The sequence below is a fragment of the Larkinella humicola genome (assembly GCF_008727875.1).
Classification (GTDB): domain Bacteria; phylum Bacteroidota; class Bacteroidia; order Cytophagales; family Spirosomataceae; genus Larkinella; species Larkinella humicola.
The window spans coordinates 262772-281081 of sequence record NZ_VTWS01000002.1 but is presented as its reverse complement, the minus strand read 5'-3'; the positions used below and the strand labels follow the sequence as shown (position 1 = coordinate 281081).

Annotated in this window: 14 protein-coding genes; 7 read left to right on the top strand and 7 right to left on the bottom strand. The window is 52.3% G+C overall.

Annotated elements, in window-relative coordinates:
- Positions 1-46: 46 nt before the first annotated feature.
- Positions 47-730: a 3-keto-disaccharide hydrolase gene (locus F0P93_RS09165; RefSeq protein ID WP_150876079.1), complete on the top strand. Its 684-nt coding sequence runs from the start codon at positions 47-49 to the stop codon at positions 728-730.
- A 65-nt stretch (positions 731-795) separates the two neighbouring features.
- Here the strand turns inward: F0P93_RS09165 and F0P93_RS09160 are convergent, their stop codons facing one another.
- From F0P93_RS09160 to F0P93_RS09150, 3 genes are read right to left on the bottom strand one after another with little or no spacing between them, the layout of a single operon-like run.
- Positions 796-1005, bottom strand: coding sequence for a hypothetical protein (locus F0P93_RS09160; protein ID WP_150876078.1), 210 nt, complete (start codon positions 1003-1005; stop codon positions 796-798).
- Complete coding sequence (locus F0P93_RS09155) at positions 1002-1250, bottom strand: hypothetical protein (protein ID WP_150876077.1); 249 nt, start codon at positions 1248-1250, stop codon at positions 1002-1004. The genes F0P93_RS09160 and F0P93_RS09155 overlap by 4 nt, the downstream gene beginning before the upstream one ends.
- 24 nt (positions 1251-1274) lie before the next feature.
- The gene (locus F0P93_RS09150; protein WP_150876076.1) at positions 1275-2711 is read right to left on the bottom strand and encodes an NADP-dependent isocitrate dehydrogenase; all 1437 of its coding nucleotides are present in this window, start codon (positions 2709-2711) and stop codon (positions 1275-1277) included.
- A gap of 90 nt (positions 2712-2801) precedes the next feature.
- Here F0P93_RS09150 and F0P93_RS09145 point away from each other — a divergent pair, with 90 nt between their 5' ends.
- Both F0P93_RS09145 and aqpZ read left to right on the top strand, forming a co-directional pair.
- Positions 2802-3728 (top strand): LysR substrate-binding domain-containing protein, encoded by a 927-nt coding sequence (locus F0P93_RS09145; protein WP_150876075.1) that lies wholly within the window; start codon positions 2802-2804, stop codon positions 3726-3728.
- A gap of 91 nt (positions 3729-3819) precedes the next feature.
- Positions 3820-4521 (top strand): aquaporin Z, encoded by a 702-nt coding sequence (aqpZ, locus tag F0P93_RS09140; protein ID WP_150876074.1) that lies wholly within the window; start codon positions 3820-3822, stop codon positions 4519-4521.
- A gap of 147 nt (positions 4522-4668) precedes the next feature.
- Here aqpZ and F0P93_RS09135 read toward each other — a convergent pair whose 3' ends face one another.
- The 3 genes from F0P93_RS09135 to treS form a co-directional block, all read right to left on the bottom strand.
- Complete coding sequence (locus tag F0P93_RS09135; protein ID WP_150876073.1) at positions 4669-6063, bottom strand: GntP family permease; 1395 nt, start codon at positions 6061-6063, stop codon at positions 4669-4671.
- An 86-nt stretch (positions 6064-6149) separates the two neighbouring features.
- A complete protein-coding gene (locus F0P93_RS09130) occupies positions 6150-8351 on the bottom strand; it encodes a bifunctional alpha,alpha-trehalose-phosphate synthase (UDP-forming)/trehalose-phosphatase (RefSeq protein ID WP_150876072.1) in 2202 nt (733 codons plus the stop codon).
- A 199-nt stretch (positions 8352-8550) separates the two neighbouring features.
- Positions 8551-11862, bottom strand: coding sequence for a maltose alpha-D-glucosyltransferase (treS, locus tag F0P93_RS09125; RefSeq protein ID WP_150876071.1), 3312 nt, complete (start codon positions 11860-11862; stop codon positions 8551-8553).
- Between the two features lie 289 nt (positions 11863-12151).
- On the opposite strand from treS, the gene treF reads away from it, so the two are divergent.
- Complete coding sequence (treF, locus tag F0P93_RS09120; protein ID WP_150876070.1) at positions 12152-13711, top strand: alpha,alpha-trehalase TreF; 1560 nt, start codon at positions 12152-12154, stop codon at positions 13709-13711.
- 127 nt (positions 13712-13838) lie between these two features.
- Complete coding sequence (gene pyk / locus F0P93_RS09115) at positions 13839-15278, top strand: pyruvate kinase (RefSeq protein ID WP_150876069.1); 1440 nt, start codon at positions 13839-13841, stop codon at positions 15276-15278.
- Positions 15279-15373: 95 nt separating this feature from the next.
- On the opposite strand, the gene F0P93_RS09110 is transcribed toward pyk, so the two are convergent.
- The gene (locus F0P93_RS09110; protein WP_150876068.1) at positions 15374-16666 is read right to left on the bottom strand and encodes a DUF5690 family protein; all 1293 of its coding nucleotides are present in this window, start codon (positions 16664-16666) and stop codon (positions 15374-15376) included.
- 209 nt (positions 16667-16875) lie between these two features.
- On the opposite strand from F0P93_RS09110, the gene F0P93_RS09105 reads away from it, so the two are divergent.
- Positions 16876-17433 (top strand): YqgE/AlgH family protein, encoded by a 558-nt coding sequence (locus F0P93_RS09105; RefSeq protein WP_150876067.1) that lies wholly within the window; start codon positions 16876-16878, stop codon positions 17431-17433.
- A gap of 244 nt (positions 17434-17677) precedes the next feature.
- Entirely contained in the window at positions 17678-18259 is a 582-nt protein-coding gene (locus F0P93_RS09100) for a porin family protein (RefSeq protein ID WP_191908762.1), read from the top strand.
- The last annotated feature ends 51 nt before the right edge of the window (positions 18260-18310 follow it).

Genomic DNA, 18310 nt, shown 5'->3' with positions numbered 1-18310 from the left:
ACCCTCAACTTCGGGTCGCTAATCGAGTTTGAAACCAACCAATTCCATGAACAAAATTCTAGTACTGATTTGCTGTTTGTTAACCGGGCTGGCCGTTGCCCAAACCGCGCCGAAACATCCCGATACCTCCGGAAGCGACTGGCAACCGCTTTTTGCCGCCGATTTGTCCGACGCCGGTTTTCCAAAAGGCATCTGGAGCGTTGAAAACGGCGTCCTGACGGCCACGGAAGACATTCCGATCTGGACCAAAAAGACGTATAAAAACTTCGTGCTGGACCTGGAATTCAAGAATGCGCCCGGCACCAACAGCGGAGTTTTTGTGTATTGCAGTGATACCGCCAATTTTATTCCGAACTCGGTGGAGATTCAGATTGCCGACGACTACAGCGAGCAGTGGTCGAAAGCCCCGGCTTCGTGGCAGTGCGGAGCGTTTTTTGGTCACAAACCCGCCATGCTGCCCAAGGTGGTCAAATCGGCGGGCGAATGGAACCGCTACACGATCACCTGCCAGGGAAAAAACATCACGGTTTTGCTGAACGGTCAACTCGTCAACCAGATCGATATGAGCCTGTGGACCTCCGGCAAAAATAACCCTGATGGGTCGGAAATTCCGAACTGGCTCAACAAGCCCTGGGCCACGCTGCCGAATGAAGGGTATGTCGGTTTTCAGGGCAAACACGCCGGTGCACCGATTTATTTCAAAAACATGAAAATCAAAGCGTTGCCGTAAAAAAAAGTTACCAGAGGCTGCCGACCAGGAAACGACGTGTCCGGGTCGGCAGACTAGTCAAAAGTTTAGTTAATCGTCAGACTTCGCAGCAGGTTTGCGCTGCACAGAATCGACAGCACTTTGACGACTTCGCTCGCCAAAACATCGTCCCGGATCACGAAAGCCGCCACCAGACAGGCGACTGACACACTGAACTGGAACATGATCGGTAAAACCGGTAAGCGGGATTCGAGCCGGGTACTCAGCATCCCGGCGTTGTGCAGGCACTTTTTCATGACAGACTGATCGTTAGAACGGAAGCGATCGAAACCGGCCCGTTGCTGGATTGAATGGTCTGTCGAAGATCGAAGAGGTCTTTCTGCAAGGTTTTGATCCGTTTTTCCCGCATTTTGACGTCTTCCTCACTGCTGTTGCTGCCGATCTTACTTTCGTGGTATTTGATTTTAACATGCACCATTTCGGTAAGGAGTTGAATGGAATCCTGGGCCGAAAACTGACCCTGAATGAGCTGCATTTCCATGATATGCGAAGTGGGTTTGATGAATTATTGGCCTTGCCCCAGCGAAAAGGCAGGTTTTCCGTTAAAATCGTACAGGTTCTCGGTCTTGATGGTGTCAATGTTGTTTTCGACGGCTTTGACCAGCAGGAAAATAATATCCAGTTTATTCAGGGTTTTGCCTTTTGCGGGTTTGAAACGACACCGCCAGTGGTCAGTACAAAACGTTTCCGAAAAGCCGTCCGGCCATACTTTGATGCCCCGGTTGGTGATCATGGAAAGTGTCGTTTTTTCGGATTCCAGTGGTTTCAGCAACCGGGCAAGCTCGTCCGGATTGGTGCCATTCCAATGCACAAAGACATCAACACCAACCAGTTCTTTTTTGGCGGGCGGTTTTCGCTGGTATTTAGGCAGATTTAACGGCGTTCCATAGGCCAGATTAACGGCTTTCAGGGTTGAGGGTTTTTGGCCCAGATTGGCAATAACCGCCTGCGCAAATTCTTTTGTGCCCACTTTTTGCGTGCTGATGCCTTCCTTGTAGAGGTCATAGGTGTGAATGCCGTCTTCGATGGTTTTAAGCCAGGCATTCTGTACCGTTTCGGCCACGTCGGTTTGTCCGATGTGAATCAGCATCATCACCGCACCCTGAAGCAGCCCCGACGGATTGGCCAGATTTTGCCCGGCCCGGCGCGGGGCCGACCCGTGAATGGCTTCAAACATGGCACATTCTTCGCCCAGGTTCGCTGATCCGGCCAGCCCCACCGATCCCGCGATTTGAGCCGCTACATCCGAAAGCACATCGCCGTATAAATTGGGCATCACAATGACATCGAAAAGTTCGGGCGTATCGGCCATCCTGGCAGCTCCAATATCAATGATCCAGTGTTCATTTTCGATGTCGGGGTATTCGGCAGCAATCTCGTCGAACACCTGGTGAAACAAGCCATCCGTTTGCTTCATAATGTTGTCTTTCGTGAAGCAGGTTACTTTTTTGCGCTTATACTGACGGGCGTATTCGAACGCATACCGGATGATTTTTTCGCAACCCGGCCGGCTGATGAGCTTGAGGCATTGCACCACTTCGTCGGTTTGCTGGTGTTCAATACCGGCATACAGATCTTCTTCGTTTTCCCGCACAATCACCAGATCCATCTGCGGGTGTTTGGTTTTGACGTAGGGATGGAGACTCAGGCAGGGCCGAACATTGGCGTAGAGACCTAAAAATTTGCGGGTGGTGACGTTCAGGCTTTTGTACCCTCCACCCTGCGGGGTGGTGATGGGGGCTTTCAGAAATACCTTGTTTCGCCGGATGACTTCCCACGACTCTTTGGCAATCCCGGCTGAGTTACCGGCCAGATAAACCTGTTCGCCCACCTGAATCTCATCCAGTTCGAGTTGTGCGCCTGCCGCCAGAATAATGTCGAGCGTGGCATCCATGATTTCAGGACCGATGCCGTCGCCCTTTGCTACTGTAATTCGTGTCATTTTTAATACCAGTTATTGATGCGACAAAATTGCAGCGCCAGGATTATATATTTTTATTTATGTTTGTAATGATATGTATAAAAAATAATTATGAATTACACCCTCAATCAACTTCGCATTTTTTCAACGATCGTTCAAACCCAGAGCATCACCAAGGCCGCCGAAGTACTGCATCTGACCCAGCCGGCCGTTTCTATCCAACTGAAAAATTTTCAGAATCAATTTGAAATTCCGCTGACGGAAGTGATCGGAAAGAAGTTATACATTACCGATTTTGGGAAAGAAATGGCCATTGCGGCCGAAAACATCCTGAACGAAGTCTACGCCATTAATTACAAAACGCTGGCTTATAAAGGGCAACTAACGGGGCGCTTGAAAATTTCGGTGGTTAGTACCGGTAAATACGTCATGCCGTATTTTTTGACCGATTTTATGAAGCAGCATCCGGGTATCGAACTGGTGCTGGATGTGACGAACAAATCGAAAGTGATCAGCAGTCTGGAGAACAATGAAGTTGACTTCTCGCTGGTTTCCGTCCTGCCGACTCAGTTGGCCATCAGCCAGATTGAACTGATGCAGAATAAACTGTATCTGGTGGGGAGCCAGGAGACGAACTTGGGCCCGCAACCGCACCCGATGCGCCTGTTTGAGACCATTCCGCTAATTTACCGGGAAGCAGGCTCCGGTACCCGGCTGGTGATGGAACGGTATTTGGAAAACAACGGACTAACGGTTTTGAAAAAGATGGAACTGACTTCCAATGAAGCCGTAAAGCAGGCGGTTATTGCCGGGTTAGGCTATTCCGTCATGCCGCTGATCGGCATTAAGAATGAGCTTGAAAACGGTCAGCTCCGGATTATTCCGGTTGCGAATTTTCCCATCAAATCGGTTTGGAGTTTGATCTGGCTTTCCCCTAAAAAAATGTCGCCCGTGGCTGGCATGTATCTGGAATACGTTAAAAAGCAGAAGGATGCAATCATAAAGGAACGCTTTAACTGGTTTGAAAATTACCAGTAGCGTTTTTCTTCGGTTACTTGTGACTTAATCCGGTTTTTGAGGTCAAAAGAAGGGGTCAACAACCCCTTTCTCTTAAACTTAAAAACTGTCTATGAAAAAGTCACTGGCCGAACTCATCGGCACCTTTTCCCTGGTTCTCTTTGGTTGTGGAGCCGCCACTATTTCCGGAATTTCGACCACCGGACCCTCGGGGATTGGTCTGTTGGGCATTTCGTTTGCCTTTGGGCTGGCGGTGGTAGTAATGGCTTACGCCATTGGTCCGGTGTCAGGTTGCCACATCAACCCCGCCATTACGATTGCCATGCTGGTGGCCGGAAAAATCAGCGTCAGTGATGCCATCGCCTACATCATTGCGCAGTTCATTGGGGCCACGCTGGGGGCAGGCGTATTGTATTTGATACAGAGCGGGGCTCCCGGTTTTTCGATGGGCCAATGGGCACTCGGTTCCAACGGCTGGGGGCCCGGCTACCTGGGAGCCTACAACACCTCCTCCGCATTCATTACGGAAGCCGTCCTGACGTTCCTGTTTCTGCTGGTTATTTTCAAAACGACGTCCCGGCTGGGCAACAGCAACATGGCCGGTCTGGCCATTGGTTTGACGCTGGTGCTGATTCACCTGGTGGCCATTCCAGTTACGGGGACGTCGGTCAACCCCGCCCGGAGTTTTGGCCCGGCGATTTTTGCCGGTGGTCTGGCCCTGAAACAATTGTGGCTCTTCATCGTAGCCCCGATTGTGGGCGGAATTGTGGCCGCGTTGTTTTATAAAGGCGTTTTTGAAGAGAAGAAAAAATAAAGAAAGCAAAGCGCGCCGTCATCAGGAACCGGTTGCAGCCTCCTCAGTATTCCCGTAGGGATGGATCTATTTTCTGCGGATGTGTTTCGTACAAAATGGATAATCCCTTCGGGATTGTTTTGATATGGGTGTCAGACTTCGGGGCTTTCAAACGATTCCGAAGACATAATACAGCGCAATCACAAAGAATACGGCTGCGGTTTTGACGAGGGTGAGGATAAAGATGTCCTTATACGCCTGTTTGTGCGTCAGTCCGGTTACGGCCAGCAGGGTGATCAGCGCGCCATTGTGCGGCAGGGAGTCCATGCCGCCACAGGCCATGGCCGCCACGCGGTGCAGCACTTCCGGATCGATGCCCAGTCGGGCGGCCTGTTCGAGGTAGGTCTTGCTCATGAGGGCCAGGCTAATGCTCAAACCGCCCGAACCGGAGCCCGTAATTCCGGCCAGCGTCGTGGTCGTAACGGCTTCATTGACCAGCGGGTCTTTGAAGAGGGACGCGATGCCGGCGCTCACCACTTTAAATCCCGGAAGAGCCGCAATGACGGCTCCAAAACCGTATTCGGATGCCGTATTCAACGTGGCCAGCAAGGCCCCGCCAATGGCGAGGTTGAGCCCTGCCGTAAAACCGGCTTTGATGGCCCGAAAGGCAAAAAGAAGAACGGTGATGATGCCCAGAACCAGTGCCCCTTGCACCGCCCAGACAGCCGTTAATTTTGAGATCTCGATGGGCGGAATGCCTTCCATCCCCAGGCTGGCGAAGTCGAACGTTTTGCCGTAGCGTTGGGGAATCAGCTCCGTGAAAACTTTGTTGAAAACCGTCACGACGAGCAGCGGAAGTACTGCAACGCCAACGGAAGGCAGCGTCGTTTCGGTCCGTCTTTCGGGTTCATTGAGGTGGTTTTTTCCATACCCTTCACCGGTTTGGATTGCCCGGTTTCGCTGCCATTGCAGGTAGAACATGCCAATCGAAAAGATAAAGATACTGCCACAACTGCCCAGCCACGGAGCGGCCCAGGCGTCGGTGTTGAAAAACGTGGTCGGGATAATGTTCTGGATCTGAGGAGTTCCCGGCAGGGCGTCCATCGTAAAGGTGAACGAGCCGAGGCCAATGGTCGCGGGAATCAGGCGCTTGGGAATGTCGCTGGCTTTGAAGAGTTCGGCCGCAAAGGGGTAAATGGCAAACACCACGACGAACAGCGAAACTCCGCCGTAGCTGAGAATGGCGCCGACCAGCACCACGGCGAGCATCGCCCGGTTTTTGCCAATGACATCGATCACCGCCGTAGAAATGGATTTGGCATACCCCGCCATTTCGATGAGCTTTCCCAACACCGCCCCCAACAAAAATACCGGGAAATAGAGCTTGATAAAACCGGCCATTTTATCGAGAAAAACGCCTGAAAAAAACGGCAGGACGTAAGCGGGATTGGCTAGCAGAACAGCCAGCAAAGCGGCAAGGGGTGCAAATAAGATGACATTGAATCCGCGGTAGGCAACAAGAATCAAGAAAGCCAAAGGCAGTAAAACCAGGAGGACATCCATCCGATGCGATTGCTTAGAGAGTTAAGCTAGCATAAGGAGGAAGTCATTGTATTTTACTGCCTTTTTTTGGTATCCATCCGTGTCAATTAAAGCGGCAACTTTTCCGCGCTGAAGTCCTTCAGCAACGCCAGGACTTCCTGAACGTTTTCGACCCGATAAGCGGCATGGGTGCTGCCGGGGCCAACCTTGACGGTATACTGGTTTTCCAGCGTCAGGGCCGTAAACATATCTTCGTCGGTGCGGTCGTCACCGATGGCCAGCACAAAGTCGTAAGGGCGGGCCAGTGATAACTGCTTGGCCACCTTGCCTTTATCGGTTTCGGTGCTTTTGATTTCGACCACGCAATTGCCATCGATCACCCGCAACTGGTAGGGTAGCAGGTTTTCGAGGGTGTTGATCAACTCGCGGGACCGCACAAAGCCGGTTTCCGATTCGGCAGACCGGTAATGCCAGGCCAGCGAATGGCTTTTTTCTTCAATAAACGAGCCGGGGCAGCGGGTCACGAAATCGATCAGAACCGGGCTGACAATCTGTTTCCACGAACCATCGTCCAGAATGTCCCGTCGCCACAATCCCTGTTGCTTGATGTAGGAACCGTGTTCGGCTACCATGTCGATGGGCAGAAACCCCAGCCACTCGTCGAGCGTCTGCTGGTCACGTCCGCTGATGATCACCACATAATTTTCCCGGCGGCTCGCCAGTCGGCCCAGCACATTGATTACTTCGATGGGCGGAGCGGCCAGTTCCGGTTTGGTCTTGTAATTCACCAGGGTACCGTCATAATCGAGCAGCAACAGCCGCGAACGGGCCTGTGCGTAGCGTTCCTGGAGGGAGAAATTGGGTTGTGATTTCAAGAGGGGAGCGGGCTCAATCTGTTGGGCACTTTGCAGGTTTAATAAACAGTCGACAAAACTGCCGGCCCATTTTTTGACATCGTATTCTTTCAACCGTCGCTGCATGATGGCAATCCGGCGGGCCTGTTCTTCCGGTTCCATTTCGAGCGCCACCCGCATTTTGTCCGCCACTTCGTTTTCATCCATCGGATTGATGTGCAGGGCCGTACTCATTTCGTTGGCGGCTCCGGTCATTTCGCTCAGAATTAACACGCCCTGGTGGTCTTTTCGGGCGGCAACAAACTCTTTGGCAACCAGATTCATTCCATCGCGAATGGGGGTGATCAGGGCCACATCACAGGCCGTATAGAGTGCAAGCAACTGCGGAAATGGCACCGAGCCGTAGCGATAGACAATCGGGCGCCAGATCAGGGTTCCAAATTTCCCGTTGATTCGCCCGACGGCCTGCTCGATCATCATTTTCCGTTCGCCGTATTTCAGAATTTCATCGCGGGAGGGCACTACGACCAGGATAAACGTCAGCCGTTCGGTCCATTCGGGGTAACGTCGTAAGAAAGCTTCCAGCGCGTCGAGACGCTGCATCACGCCCTTGGTGTAGTCCAGCCGGTCGACCGAAAAAATGATCTTGTTATCTTTGTAGGCATTTTTCAAAGCTGCCCGTTCCTCCACCACATCCGCATTGTCGTAGGCGTCGTGGTAGAGCGAATAATTGATGCCGACCGGAAACGCATCCGATTGAATGAGCCGGTTCTGGTAATTAATCTTCCAGATTTTGTGCTGCACACCCAGGTTGATCTGGATGGATTGCAGAAAATGGATGTTATAGTCGTTGGTATGAAAACCGACCAGATCGGCCCCCAACAGGCCGGTGAGCAGATACTCTTTGCATCTTTGGGGCAGAATCCGGATTAATTCGTAGGAAGGGAAGGGAATATGCAGGAAAAAACCGATGGTCGCGTCGGGTGTTTTTTCACGGATCAGCTTCGGCAAACCCATGAAGTGATAGTCGTGTACCCAAACGATATCTTTGGGTTTCATCAGTTGCGCAACGGTTTCACTGACGGCCTCGTTGGCTTTCTGGTAGGCTACGAAATCCTTTTCCTGGTAATCGACATACGTCGTGAAATAGTGAAAAAGGGGCCAGATGACCGAATTGGAAAAACCGTTGTAGAAATCCTGCTGAATTTTGCGGTCTAAAAAAACCGGGACATATTCGAAGTCATCGTTGACGAGGTGTTTGTATTTTTCCCAGGTTCGGCGGGAGAAATCAGCGCAGCCTACCCAAACCGGTTTTTCACTGGCTCCTGTGAAATCCAGGGACTTCATGGCCGTTACCAATCCTCCTGAGGAAGCTTTCAGCGTCGTACTACCGGAGGTGGTTTCAAAGGCAAAAGGGAGCCGATACGAAACGATGATAAGTCTATTGTTCTTCATAATGAATGGTTTATACTAATCACGTTGAGTAATTAAATAAGACCATTTAGCGTGGAATGGTTCGGGAAACACCCGGATTAGAAAAATTCTAATCCGGGTAATAACCATTTCCAGAATGCTAAATTTGCTATTTAAATTTCTGACCCACAATGAATTGTACGATAGTCAGAGATTTGCCTATTCGGTTTTGAACGGCTTTTCAATCAAGAATTGCTTTGATGATTCGAACCGGTGCCAGTAGCCGATCCGGGCGGTTGGCCAGCTCATCATTGAGGTCAAACATGGCGCGTTCCAGCAGATAAGCTTCCAGCATGACCCGAAAATCGGCCCGGTTTTTTGGATAAAAATTTGTTTCCTCAACGGTGTCGAGGTACGCTTTCAGGAAGATCTGGCTGATCTGGTACGCCCACCAGTCGGCAAACGGCAGCAGGTTTTTAATGTCCTCTTTCGGAACCTGGTTGGTGGCCAGAAAACCTTCATAAGCAACGTAGTAGAAGGAGCGGAGCATCGTGGCTGCATCCCGCAACGGCGACCGTTTGATGCGCCGGGTGCTGAAACTCCGCAGCGGATTCCCGCCAAAATCCTGAATAGCAAGGTCCCGACCCGTCAGCAGCACCTGTCCCAGGTGGTAATTCCCGTGAATCCGAATTTTCAGCGCATCCAGTTTGTGGTCATAAATCCGTTTCATGGCAGCCAAAATCGCCTGCTTTTTACCCAGAATGTCCTCCACTTCCCGGCGGCTGTCGTCTGGCAAATCCTTCAGGCTTTTGGTCTGGCTCTGGTAACTTTCCCGAACGAGCGACTGCATACCGGCAAACAGCGACCGCTGGTAGTGCAGCGAAAACTCCTCGGGGACAAAGTCCTTGTGGGTGGTGTTGGCCAGCGCCAGATGCATCTGACCCGTTCGGATGCCCAGCAAACGGGCTTCTTCCGAAGCCGTACCGCCCAGCAGTTCCCGGCTTTCGGCGGTCAGTTCGTCAAAGCTGAGGGGTTCGCTCCAATTTCCCTGGCGGACAATCGAAGCCAGCGTCTCTTTGTTCCGCGCCAGAATCCGCTCGATGAAGTTGTGAATCCGTTCCAGCATAAAACTGTGGCCGTCGCCGTGGTTTTCCACCATCACCTCCATCATTCCCAACGCAATCGATCCTTTTTCGGACTGCCATTCGATCGTACCGATAAACGGCGGAACGTACTCGAAATGGGCTTCGTCGCTCAAAAACCGGGTGATTTCCACGTCCGGGTTCAGGTTCCAGTCCACTTTTCGATACATCTTCAGGAAAAACTGGTTGTCGTAGGCAATGGCCGTATAATCCCGGTCGGCGGTGTGCATTTTGGATTTGATTTCCCCCGCGTTCAACGGATAACTTTTCAGCTTGTCGTTCCCGGTAAAAACCAGCTTGCCATTTTTGGCCGGAATGGCCTTATTGGCGGCCATTTTGGTGAAAAGCAACTGGTGCAGCCGGGCAGTGAAAAACGCATCGCAGAGCAAACCGTCCTGATCGCCCAGGGTGAGTGTCGCCAAAACCGCCTGCGGACAACTCGTGGCGATCTGGCTGGCCCGGTCACCCTGTACGAACACGACCGGAACCTGGTACAATTCGGGTAACCCCTGTTCATACGACACCTCCACCAGCAGCAGCGAACCCGTTTTATCATCCAAGTGGATAACGGCCTGGTCGGTGATGGCAAAACTGTCGATTTCCCGGCCTTTGCCAATAAACCAGTTGGCTTTCGCCATGTAGTTCGGTAGAATCTCGTTTTCGAGCGTCGTCCGGGCTTTGGTCAGCGTCAGGTCTTCCCATTTCGCCAGCGTCAGCGAAGGCAGCGCATTTTCCAGGTCGATATCCGGGTGCGCTTTTTGCAGCGAAAACCATTGATAATCATAGGGCGCGAGCGTAAACGGATACGGGCTGTCTTCCCGAATGACCGGAAACCGGTTTTTGCTGAACAGTTCAACCGGCCGGTAGCCTTTGTAGTCGACCAGATCGATCTCCGCCGGTTGCGAATGTTTGGATAAGTTGACCACAATCAGCAGCGTCTCGTCTTCATAGCTGCGGACAAAGGCCAGCACTTTTGGATTTTCGACGTTCAGAAACGTCAGCTTGCCACGCCCGAACGCTTTGTACCGCTTGCGCATGTTGATCATCCGTTTCGTAAACCAGAGCAACGACGAGGTATTCTGCCACTGGGTTTCCACGTTCACGGCTTCGTAATGGTAGGCCGGATCGAGAATCACCGGCAGGTACAGCTTCTGCGGATTGGTCACCGAAAAACCGGCATTCCGGTCGGGCGACCACTGCATCGGGGTCCGAACGCCGTCGCGGTCGCCCAAATACACGTTGTCACCCATCCCGATTTCGTCGCCGTAATATAAAACCGGCGTGCCGGCCAGCGAAAACAGCAGACTGTTCAGCAGCTCGATTTTTCGCCGGTCGTTGTCCATCAGCGGTGCCAGCCGGTGCCGGATGCCCAGGTTGATGCGCGCTTTCGGGTTTTTGGCGTACATCTTATACATGTAATCCCGCTCGTCGTCGGTCACCATTTCGAGCGTCAATTCGTCGTGGTTTCGGAGGAAAATGGCCCACTGGCAGGTTTCCGGAATGTCGGGCGTCTGGTCGAAAATGTCGGTAATCGGGTAGCGGTCTTCCATCTGAACGGCCATAAACATCCGGGGCATCACCGGAAAATGGTAGTTCATGTGACACTCATCGCCGTCGCCGAAATACGAAGCCGAATCTTCCGGCCACATATTGGCCTCAGCCAGAAAAATAGTTCCCGGAAAATGCTCGTCGATGTATTTCCGCAGTGTTTTCAGGTACGCGTGCGTTTCCGCCAGATTTTCGCCGTTGGTGCCTTCCCGTTCAAAGAGATAGGGAATGGCGTCGAGCCGAAAACCGTCTACGCCCATCTTGCACCAATAATCCAGAATTTTGATGATCTCGTCCTGAACCAGCGGATTGTCGTAGTTTAGGTCGGGCTGGTGGTGGAAAAACCGGTGCCAGTAGTATTGCTGGGCCACGGGGTCCCAGGTCCAGTTAGAGGCTTCAAAATCCTGGAAAATAATCCGGACATCCTTATACTGGTTGGGATCGTCGGTCCAGACGTAGTAGTCGCGTTCCGGTGAACCTTTCGGGGCTTTCCGGGCGCGTTGAAACCACGGGTGCTGATCGGAGGTGTGGTTGATGACCAGTTCCGTGATTACTTTCAGGTTGCGGTTGTGCGCTTCCTGCAAAAACTCCTGAAACTGTTCAATGTTGCCGTACGACGGATTGATGCTGTAATAATCGGCGATGTCGTAGCCGTCGTCGCGCAGGGGCGACGGGTAGAAGGGCAGCACCCAGATGGCCGTAACGCCCAGATCCTGCAAATAGTCCAGTTTTTCCAGCAATCCCCGAAAGTCGCCTATGCCGTCGCCACTGCTGTCGCGAAAGGCTTTGATGTGTAATTCGTAAATAATGGCATCCTTGTACCAGTGAAGTTTATCGTCTAAGCCTGCTTTGTTCGTCGCCATAGTTCTCTCGTCAATAGTCCCGTTTCACGCACTGTACGTATAAAACTAACTTGTATGGGAGCGAGATGTTTGGGAAAACCGCTTATTCTGGTCATATCCCGCGTCCCGGGTGCAATCCGGTTGGTGTCCCGTTTCCCCGTGTAATCCGGTTGGTGTCCCGTTTCCCCGGATTGCATCCGGGGCTATTGATAATCGCCCCGTTGGGGCTTGGTGTTCTGGATCGAAGCAACCCCTGTAGTGGCCGGAAAACCTTGAAACGTCTTTCGGGGTTACTAAAAAAAACGGTACCATGCTCCCACCAACCCATCAGACGGCTCCGGCACCGGATGTCGTATTTGGCGATTTTTTTCTGGATGTTCAATTGAGTGGTATTTTCCCCGACTCAAAAACCTTCGTGGACAGTGTCCCGCTGATGGCCCCCGAGGCTATTCTGGCCCAGTATGAAGCTCAGAAAAATAAACCCAATTTTTACCTGAAAGCGTTTGTCGACCAGCATTTTACGCTGCCCGATTCACCCGCGTCCGGTTATGTCAGCGACGCCACGATGACGACCACTGCCCACATCGATCAGCTTTGGGACGTCCTGACACGCGACCCGGATGTGCCGGTGGAAGGCAGTTCGCGGTTGCCGCTGCCCCATCCGTATGTCGTGCCGGGCGGGCGGTTTCGCGAGATTTTTTACTGGGATAGTTACTTTACGCTGCTGGGACTCAAACAGGCGGGGCGGATCAATCTGATTCGGAACATGGTCGATAATTTTGCGTACCTGATCGATACGTACGGTTTTATTCCGAACGGCAACCGAACCTATTTCCTCAGCCGTTCACAACCGCCGGTTTTTGCCCTGATGGTGCAGTTGCTGGCCGAACTGGACGGACCTGATGTGCTGACGCGCTACCTGCCTCGTCTGCAAAAAGAATATACGTTCTGGATGCAAGGCAGTGAATTGTTAAACGTAGATCATCCGTTTGAGCAGCGCGTGGCCCGGCTGGAAAACGGCACGGTGCTGAACCGGTATTTCGACCCAACACCCCGGCCCCGCGCCGAGGCCTATCGCAAGGAAGTGGAACTGACCGAAGCCGCCAATGCGGTCGGGATCGAGTCTACGGTTTTTTACGGCCATTTGCGGGCCGCCTGTGAGTCGGGTTGGGATTTCAGCAGCCGCTGGTTCAGCGACGGGCAGACGATGGCCACCACCAGCGCAGCCACCCTGCTACCGGTCGATCTGAACTGTATTCTCTATTCGCTGGAACGGACCTTGCGTGACGCCTACCACCAAGCCGGTGACGGGACGGCGTCGGAGCGGTTTGAACACCTGGCCGAAAGCCGGAAAACCGCCCTTTTGCAGACGTTTTGGGATCAGGACCGGAGCTTTTATTTTGATTATAACCTGGTAACCAACCGGCGGGCGACGTCCCAAACGCTGGCGGCTGCTTTTCCGTTGTTTTTCGGGCTGGCCACCCCCGAACAGGCGCAGGGTGTTCATGACCGGCTGCGGAGCGATTTTATGAAACCCGGTGGCTGGGTGACGACCCTGGTCCGATCCGGGCAGCAATGGGATTCGCCGAACGGCTGGGCTCCGTTGCAGTGGATTGTGTATAAGGGACTTATGAACTACGGTTTTTCGGAAACGGCCGCCGAAGGGCGCGACCGCTGGCTGGCCCTTAATGACCGGGTTTTTCGCGAAACCGGGAAAATGACGGAGAAATATAATGTGGTGGACGATACGCTGACGGCAGGCGGGGGCTATTACCCGAATCAGGACGGTTTTGGCTGGACCAATGGCGTTTACCGGCAATTGATGGGCGAAAAGCTGGCTGAAACCACGCCGATCAACAAACCGGACTAGCCAGATAAGCGGGGATGAAACGCATTTTTTAACATTGATTATACAACCTTTACAGAAAATTTGCTGGATTGTCGGAAAGGGTTGCTTATTTTGCACCTGTATGGTCTACTGACTTCTGTCAAATTCTATGTCATTGAAAAAAACCAAGATTGTTGCCACGGTCGGCCCGGCGTCCGACACCAAAGAAAAACTGCTGGCTTTGGCCCGCGCCGGTGTGAATGTTTTCCGGCTGAATTTTTCCCACGGCACACACGAAGATCATTTAGCCCGCATCAAAAGCATCCGGGAAATCAACGCTGAATACGGCCTGAACCTCGCCATCCTGCAGGATTTGCAGGGTCCCAAGATCCGCATCGGCAAAGTCGAGGATGAAAGCGGGGTGATGATTTATTCCGGTAATAAGCTGGTCTTCACCAATGATGACATCATTGGAACGGCCGAACGCGTCAGTACGCCCTACAAAGGCATGTTCCGCGACGTCCGAAATGGCGAGCGCATTCTGCTGGATGATGGCAAACTGGAGGTAAAAGTAACCGGTACGGACGGCACCGATGTCATCACGGAAGTGGTGTATGGCGGATTGCTGAAATCGAAAAAAGGGGTCAACCTGCCCAATACGAAGGTTTCGATGCCTTCGGTCACCGAAAAAGATTTCGAAGACCTGGACTTTGGTCTGCAGCACGAAGTGGACTGGATTGCCCTGTCGTTCGTTCGGCAGGCGTCCGAGATTCTGGAAATTAAAGAGTACATCCGGGCGCGGGGTAAATCCTGTCGGGTGATTGCCAAACTCGAAAAACCGGAAGCGATTCAGAACATCGACGAAATCATTGCCGCTACCGACGGTGTCATGGTGGCCCGCGGTGACCTGGGCGTTGAACTGCCCGCCGAAGAGGTTCCGATGATTCAGAAAATGATCGTTGAGAAATCGAACAAGGCGGCAAAACCGGTGATCGTGGCGACGCAGATGCTCGAAAGCATGATCGACGCGCCCCGTCCAACCCGGGCGGAGATCAACGACGTTGCCAACTCCGTGTTAGACGGAGCCGATGCCGTGATGCTCAGTGCCGAAACTGCGTCGGGTAAATACCCGATTCTGGCGGTCGAAAACATGGCCAACACCATTCTGAAAGTGGAAGAACTGAGCGATAAAATTTACTACCGCTACCACGCTTTCGTTAACGAACAGCCAGGTAAAAACGTCCTGAACGACAACGTGGTGATGAGCGCGTGCCGGTTGGCGCGTGACACCAAAGCCAAAGCGGTGATCGGAATAACGACCTCGGGTTATACGGCCTTCCGGTTGTCGCACCATCGCCCGAAGGCCGGTCTGTACGTTTTTACGTCCAACAAAACCATGATGAACGCGCTCGCGCTCTATTGGGGGGTGCAGGTGATGCCGTATGAGCCCAACCCGGAAAACACGGTGGATCAGACGGTTTCCGAAATCAAGGATCTGCTGGTGAAGCAGGGCGTGCTGAAGTCAGGTGATATTTTCATCAATACGCTCAGCATGCCGTTGATGGAAAACCTGAAAACGAACACGGTGAAGCTGAGCGTCGTGGAGTAAAGAGAGAAGAGTTGTTTCGCGGAGTTAAGCGGAGAAGAAAGGAGTTGAGCGGAGGATATTTAAAACTTCTCTGCTCAACTCTTTTTTTTCTCCGCTTAACTCCGCGAAACACTTTCCTCCAAACGCTGCGAAACAACCGCCTTGTATTTCCGCTGAAAATACCCAAAAGAAACGACGATCAGAACGCCGTAGACGACGGAAATCACATAGGCCGAGTAGATGAAAAAATCGAGGAAACTGATGTTCGGCTGGCCGAAGTTTTTATACAACACAACGGCGACACTTCCCATGTAGCCGTAATAATCCGCCAGGGTCACGATGAAGCCCACCGTGCTCACGTAGCGGAACGACGCTACCAACCGTTCGAAATACAGCCCGTTGCACGGCACATAAGCCCCGTAAAGTCCCAGCCCCACCAGTGTAAACCAGGTTCCCGGCGAAAGTATGCCCTGCTGAAAAAGCCAGGTACTGATGCCAATCAGCACCGCCGACAGCAGCATCACGATGTTGATGAGCCGGAACGCCAGAAAGTTGTCTTTGATGAGTTGCAATGCCCCCATGACGACCAGAATTCCGAACGCGACCGTGGTTTCCGTTTTGGTAAACACACCCGGATTGGTAATGCCAACAGCCGAAAGAATTTCGGGGGCAAAATTATCGCGGAAATCCCGAAAGGCCGATAGCAGCACGTAGGAGACGATCAGCGTAGTGAGCCCCACCGAAAAAGTCTGGAGAAAATGCCGCCGTTCGGTCTGGTTCATCGGTCGCCGTTCGGTGCGGAGATCGTGGTCTTCGGGCGAAGGCGGAGGGAGGAGCGTCATCATCCAGACCGAAATCAGCAGCGGAACGACAAACAGCAGACCCGTAACGAAGGGGAGCCAGAACTCCGAAATGCCCCAGGCACTCCGGATGGTCAGGGCGACGGTTTTGACAAATCCCGACGCAAAGATGAATGAGGCCGTGAGTCCGGCAACGAGGGCGTCGGTTTGCCGCCGGCCTTCCAGAAAACCCAGCATGATGCCATAGACCATGCCCAGCGGCAAGCCGTTCAGGAACAAAAAAACGATGTTGTAGGGGGGCGGGGTCAGCGCAAAACCGAGCAACGCTAGTTCAGCCAAACCAATAAAAATCAGGATGTACAGTGCGCGTTGCGCCGGTTTCATCTCCGATACGACCTTCACGCCAATCCGTTTGGAAACCGCATAGCCCAGCACCTGCGCCGTGATGAGCCAGATTTTGTAGCTGATGCCGGCGTAACTCATGCCTTCGAAAATGACGGCCGTAATGCCTTTCCGGAACGCATACATGCAGGCGTAGGTGCAAAACGCAGCGACCGCGCCGAAAGCAATGAAGAGGATCGGGTTTCGTAAAATGGATTTGTTGGGCATTCGGGTCGGTTTGATCACAAATTACACAGGATTTATGAATAGAAGACGCGCCGGAACCTAAAAATCAAAATTCGGCAGACTTCCCGGCGTATGCGGTTTTTTGGTATTAAGATTGTGTTACATAAACACAGAAAACTGTATACCGAAGTGGGCCACTCTTTCGTATATATTCTTACATTCACGTTAGTCTCCACCTGAATACAACCGATATGAGCGCACAACCGATCACCAATGGATGTCTGCTGATCGCTGAACCGTTTCTGGGCGATCCGAATTTTGAACGAAGTGTCGTGCTGGTGTGCGACCATAACGAGGAGGGCACGTTCGGGCTGGTTCTGAACCAGATTGCGCAGGTGAAACTGAACGATGTGCTGACCGATGAAATGTACCACGACTATTCCCTGTATGTCGGCGGGCCGGTGCAGCAAAACACCCTGCACTACATTCACCGGCTGGGGCACACGGTGGACGAATCCATCGAATTGCCCAACGGCCTCTACTGGAGCGGTAATTTCGACCGGTTGCGGCAACTCATCAACGCCGGTGCCGTGAAAGAATCCGACGTCCGGTTTTTTGTCGGGTACTCCGGCTGGTCGGGGGGGCAACTGGCCGACGAAATGGCCCAGAATGCCTGGATTGTGACTCAGGCCGATTCAAGCTACATCTTCGATACGCCCTCCGACCAGTTCTGGCGGGGTATTCTGCGCCAGATGGGCGGGCAATACCGGGTGCTTTCCCATTACCCCGTCGATCCGCGGCTGAATTGATTCAGGGTAGACAAGAGAGATGAGACAAGAGAGTAAAGACTAAATTCCTGAAAACCGACGATTCTACTCTTTACTCTCTTGTCTCATCTCTCTTGTCTATCGTCTCTTGTCTATTCTCTTAATTTTTGTGAAAATGGCCCGAAACTTCGGGCTATACCCGTAAGATAACTGAATTTCTCCCGTTATTTGTCTGCCGGTTCACGCTCTCAGGGGTGAACGGATTTGTTTATTTCTCCAAAACCGTATGTTGAAAGTCAGACTACTTATATTGGTGGCGTTTTTGTTCGCTTCGTTTGCTTCATTTGCTCAGCTTCAGGGTGTATTTGGTTTAAAAGCCGGTGCCAGTTCGTCCATCACCGCTCAGGAAGGAATTACCCCGTATATTTCACGCTACAAAACCGCCTTTCATTTGGGAGGGGTATACCGCCTTCGCTACAAACGCTTCGTGGCGCAGCCGGAAGTATTGTATTCTATCAAAGGAGGTACTTTTAAACGCCTGGGTGTCAATCCACAAACGATCCGGAACAATTACAATTACCTGAGTATTCCGCTGATGCTGGGTTGGATTCCTACCGAAGGCGTTGTGCTTCAGGCCGGACCGGAGTTCAGCTACGCCATCGACACGCCCTACGGCCCCGGAAAGAAGCAGGATACCGGCATTGCCATTGGCGCTCACTACGATTTTCTGGACATGGCGGAACAATTCAGTTTGAACCTCCGGTATATTCACGGACTGAACAATGTTTCCAACAGCTCCATTGTCGAATACCGCAACCGGACGTTTCAGGTTTCGATTATCTATAATTTTTACAAGAAAAAGAAGTGAGAAAGCAGGGAAGGAGTATCTTTACCGCCAAACCGGAAATCCTTACTACTC

Excerpts from the sequence above, each read along its gene's own strand:
- F0P93_RS09165 (WP_150876079.1), top strand. The coding sequence starts at position 47 with ATGAACAAAATTCTAGTACTGATTTGCTGTTTGTTAACCGGGCTGGCC.
- F0P93_RS09160 (WP_150876078.1), bottom strand. The coding sequence starts at position 1,005 with ATGAAAAAGTGCCTGCACAACGCCGGGATGCTGAGTACCCGGCTCGAA.
- F0P93_RS09155 (WP_150876077.1), bottom strand. The coding sequence starts at position 1,250 with ATGGAAATGCAGCTCATTCAGGGTCAGTTTTCGGCCCAGGATTCCATT.
- F0P93_RS09150 (WP_150876076.1), bottom strand. The coding sequence starts at position 2,711 with ATGACACGAATTACAGTAGCAAAGGGCGACGGCATCGGTCCTGAAATC.
- F0P93_RS09145 (WP_150876075.1), top strand. The coding sequence starts at position 2,802 with ATGAATTACACCCTCAATCAACTTCGCATTTTTTCAACGATCGTTCAA.
- aqpZ (WP_150876074.1), top strand. The coding sequence starts at position 3,820 with ATGAAAAAGTCACTGGCCGAACTCATCGGCACCTTTTCCCTGGTTCTC.
- F0P93_RS09135 (WP_150876073.1), bottom strand. The coding sequence starts at position 6,063 with ATGGATGTCCTCCTGGTTTTACTGCCTTTGGCTTTCTTGATTCTTGTT.
- F0P93_RS09130 (WP_150876072.1), bottom strand. The coding sequence starts at position 8,351 with ATGAAGAACAATAGACTTATCATCGTTTCGTATCGGCTCCCTTTTGCC.
- treS (WP_150876071.1), bottom strand. The coding sequence starts at position 11,862 with ATGGCGACGAACAAAGCAGGCTTAGACGATAAACTTCACTGGTACAAG.
- treF (WP_150876070.1), top strand. The coding sequence starts at position 12,152 with ATGCTCCCACCAACCCATCAGACGGCTCCGGCACCGGATGTCGTATTT.
- pyk (WP_150876069.1), top strand. The coding sequence starts at position 13,839 with ATGTCATTGAAAAAAACCAAGATTGTTGCCACGGTCGGCCCGGCGTCC.
- F0P93_RS09110 (WP_150876068.1), bottom strand. The coding sequence starts at position 16,666 with ATGCCCAACAAATCCATTTTACGAAACCCGATCCTCTTCATTGCTTTC.
- F0P93_RS09105 (WP_150876067.1), top strand. The coding sequence starts at position 16,876 with ATGAGCGCACAACCGATCACCAATGGATGTCTGCTGATCGCTGAACCG.
- F0P93_RS09100 (WP_191908762.1), top strand. The coding sequence starts at position 17,678 with ATGTTGAAAGTCAGACTACTTATATTGGTGGCGTTTTTGTTCGCTTCG.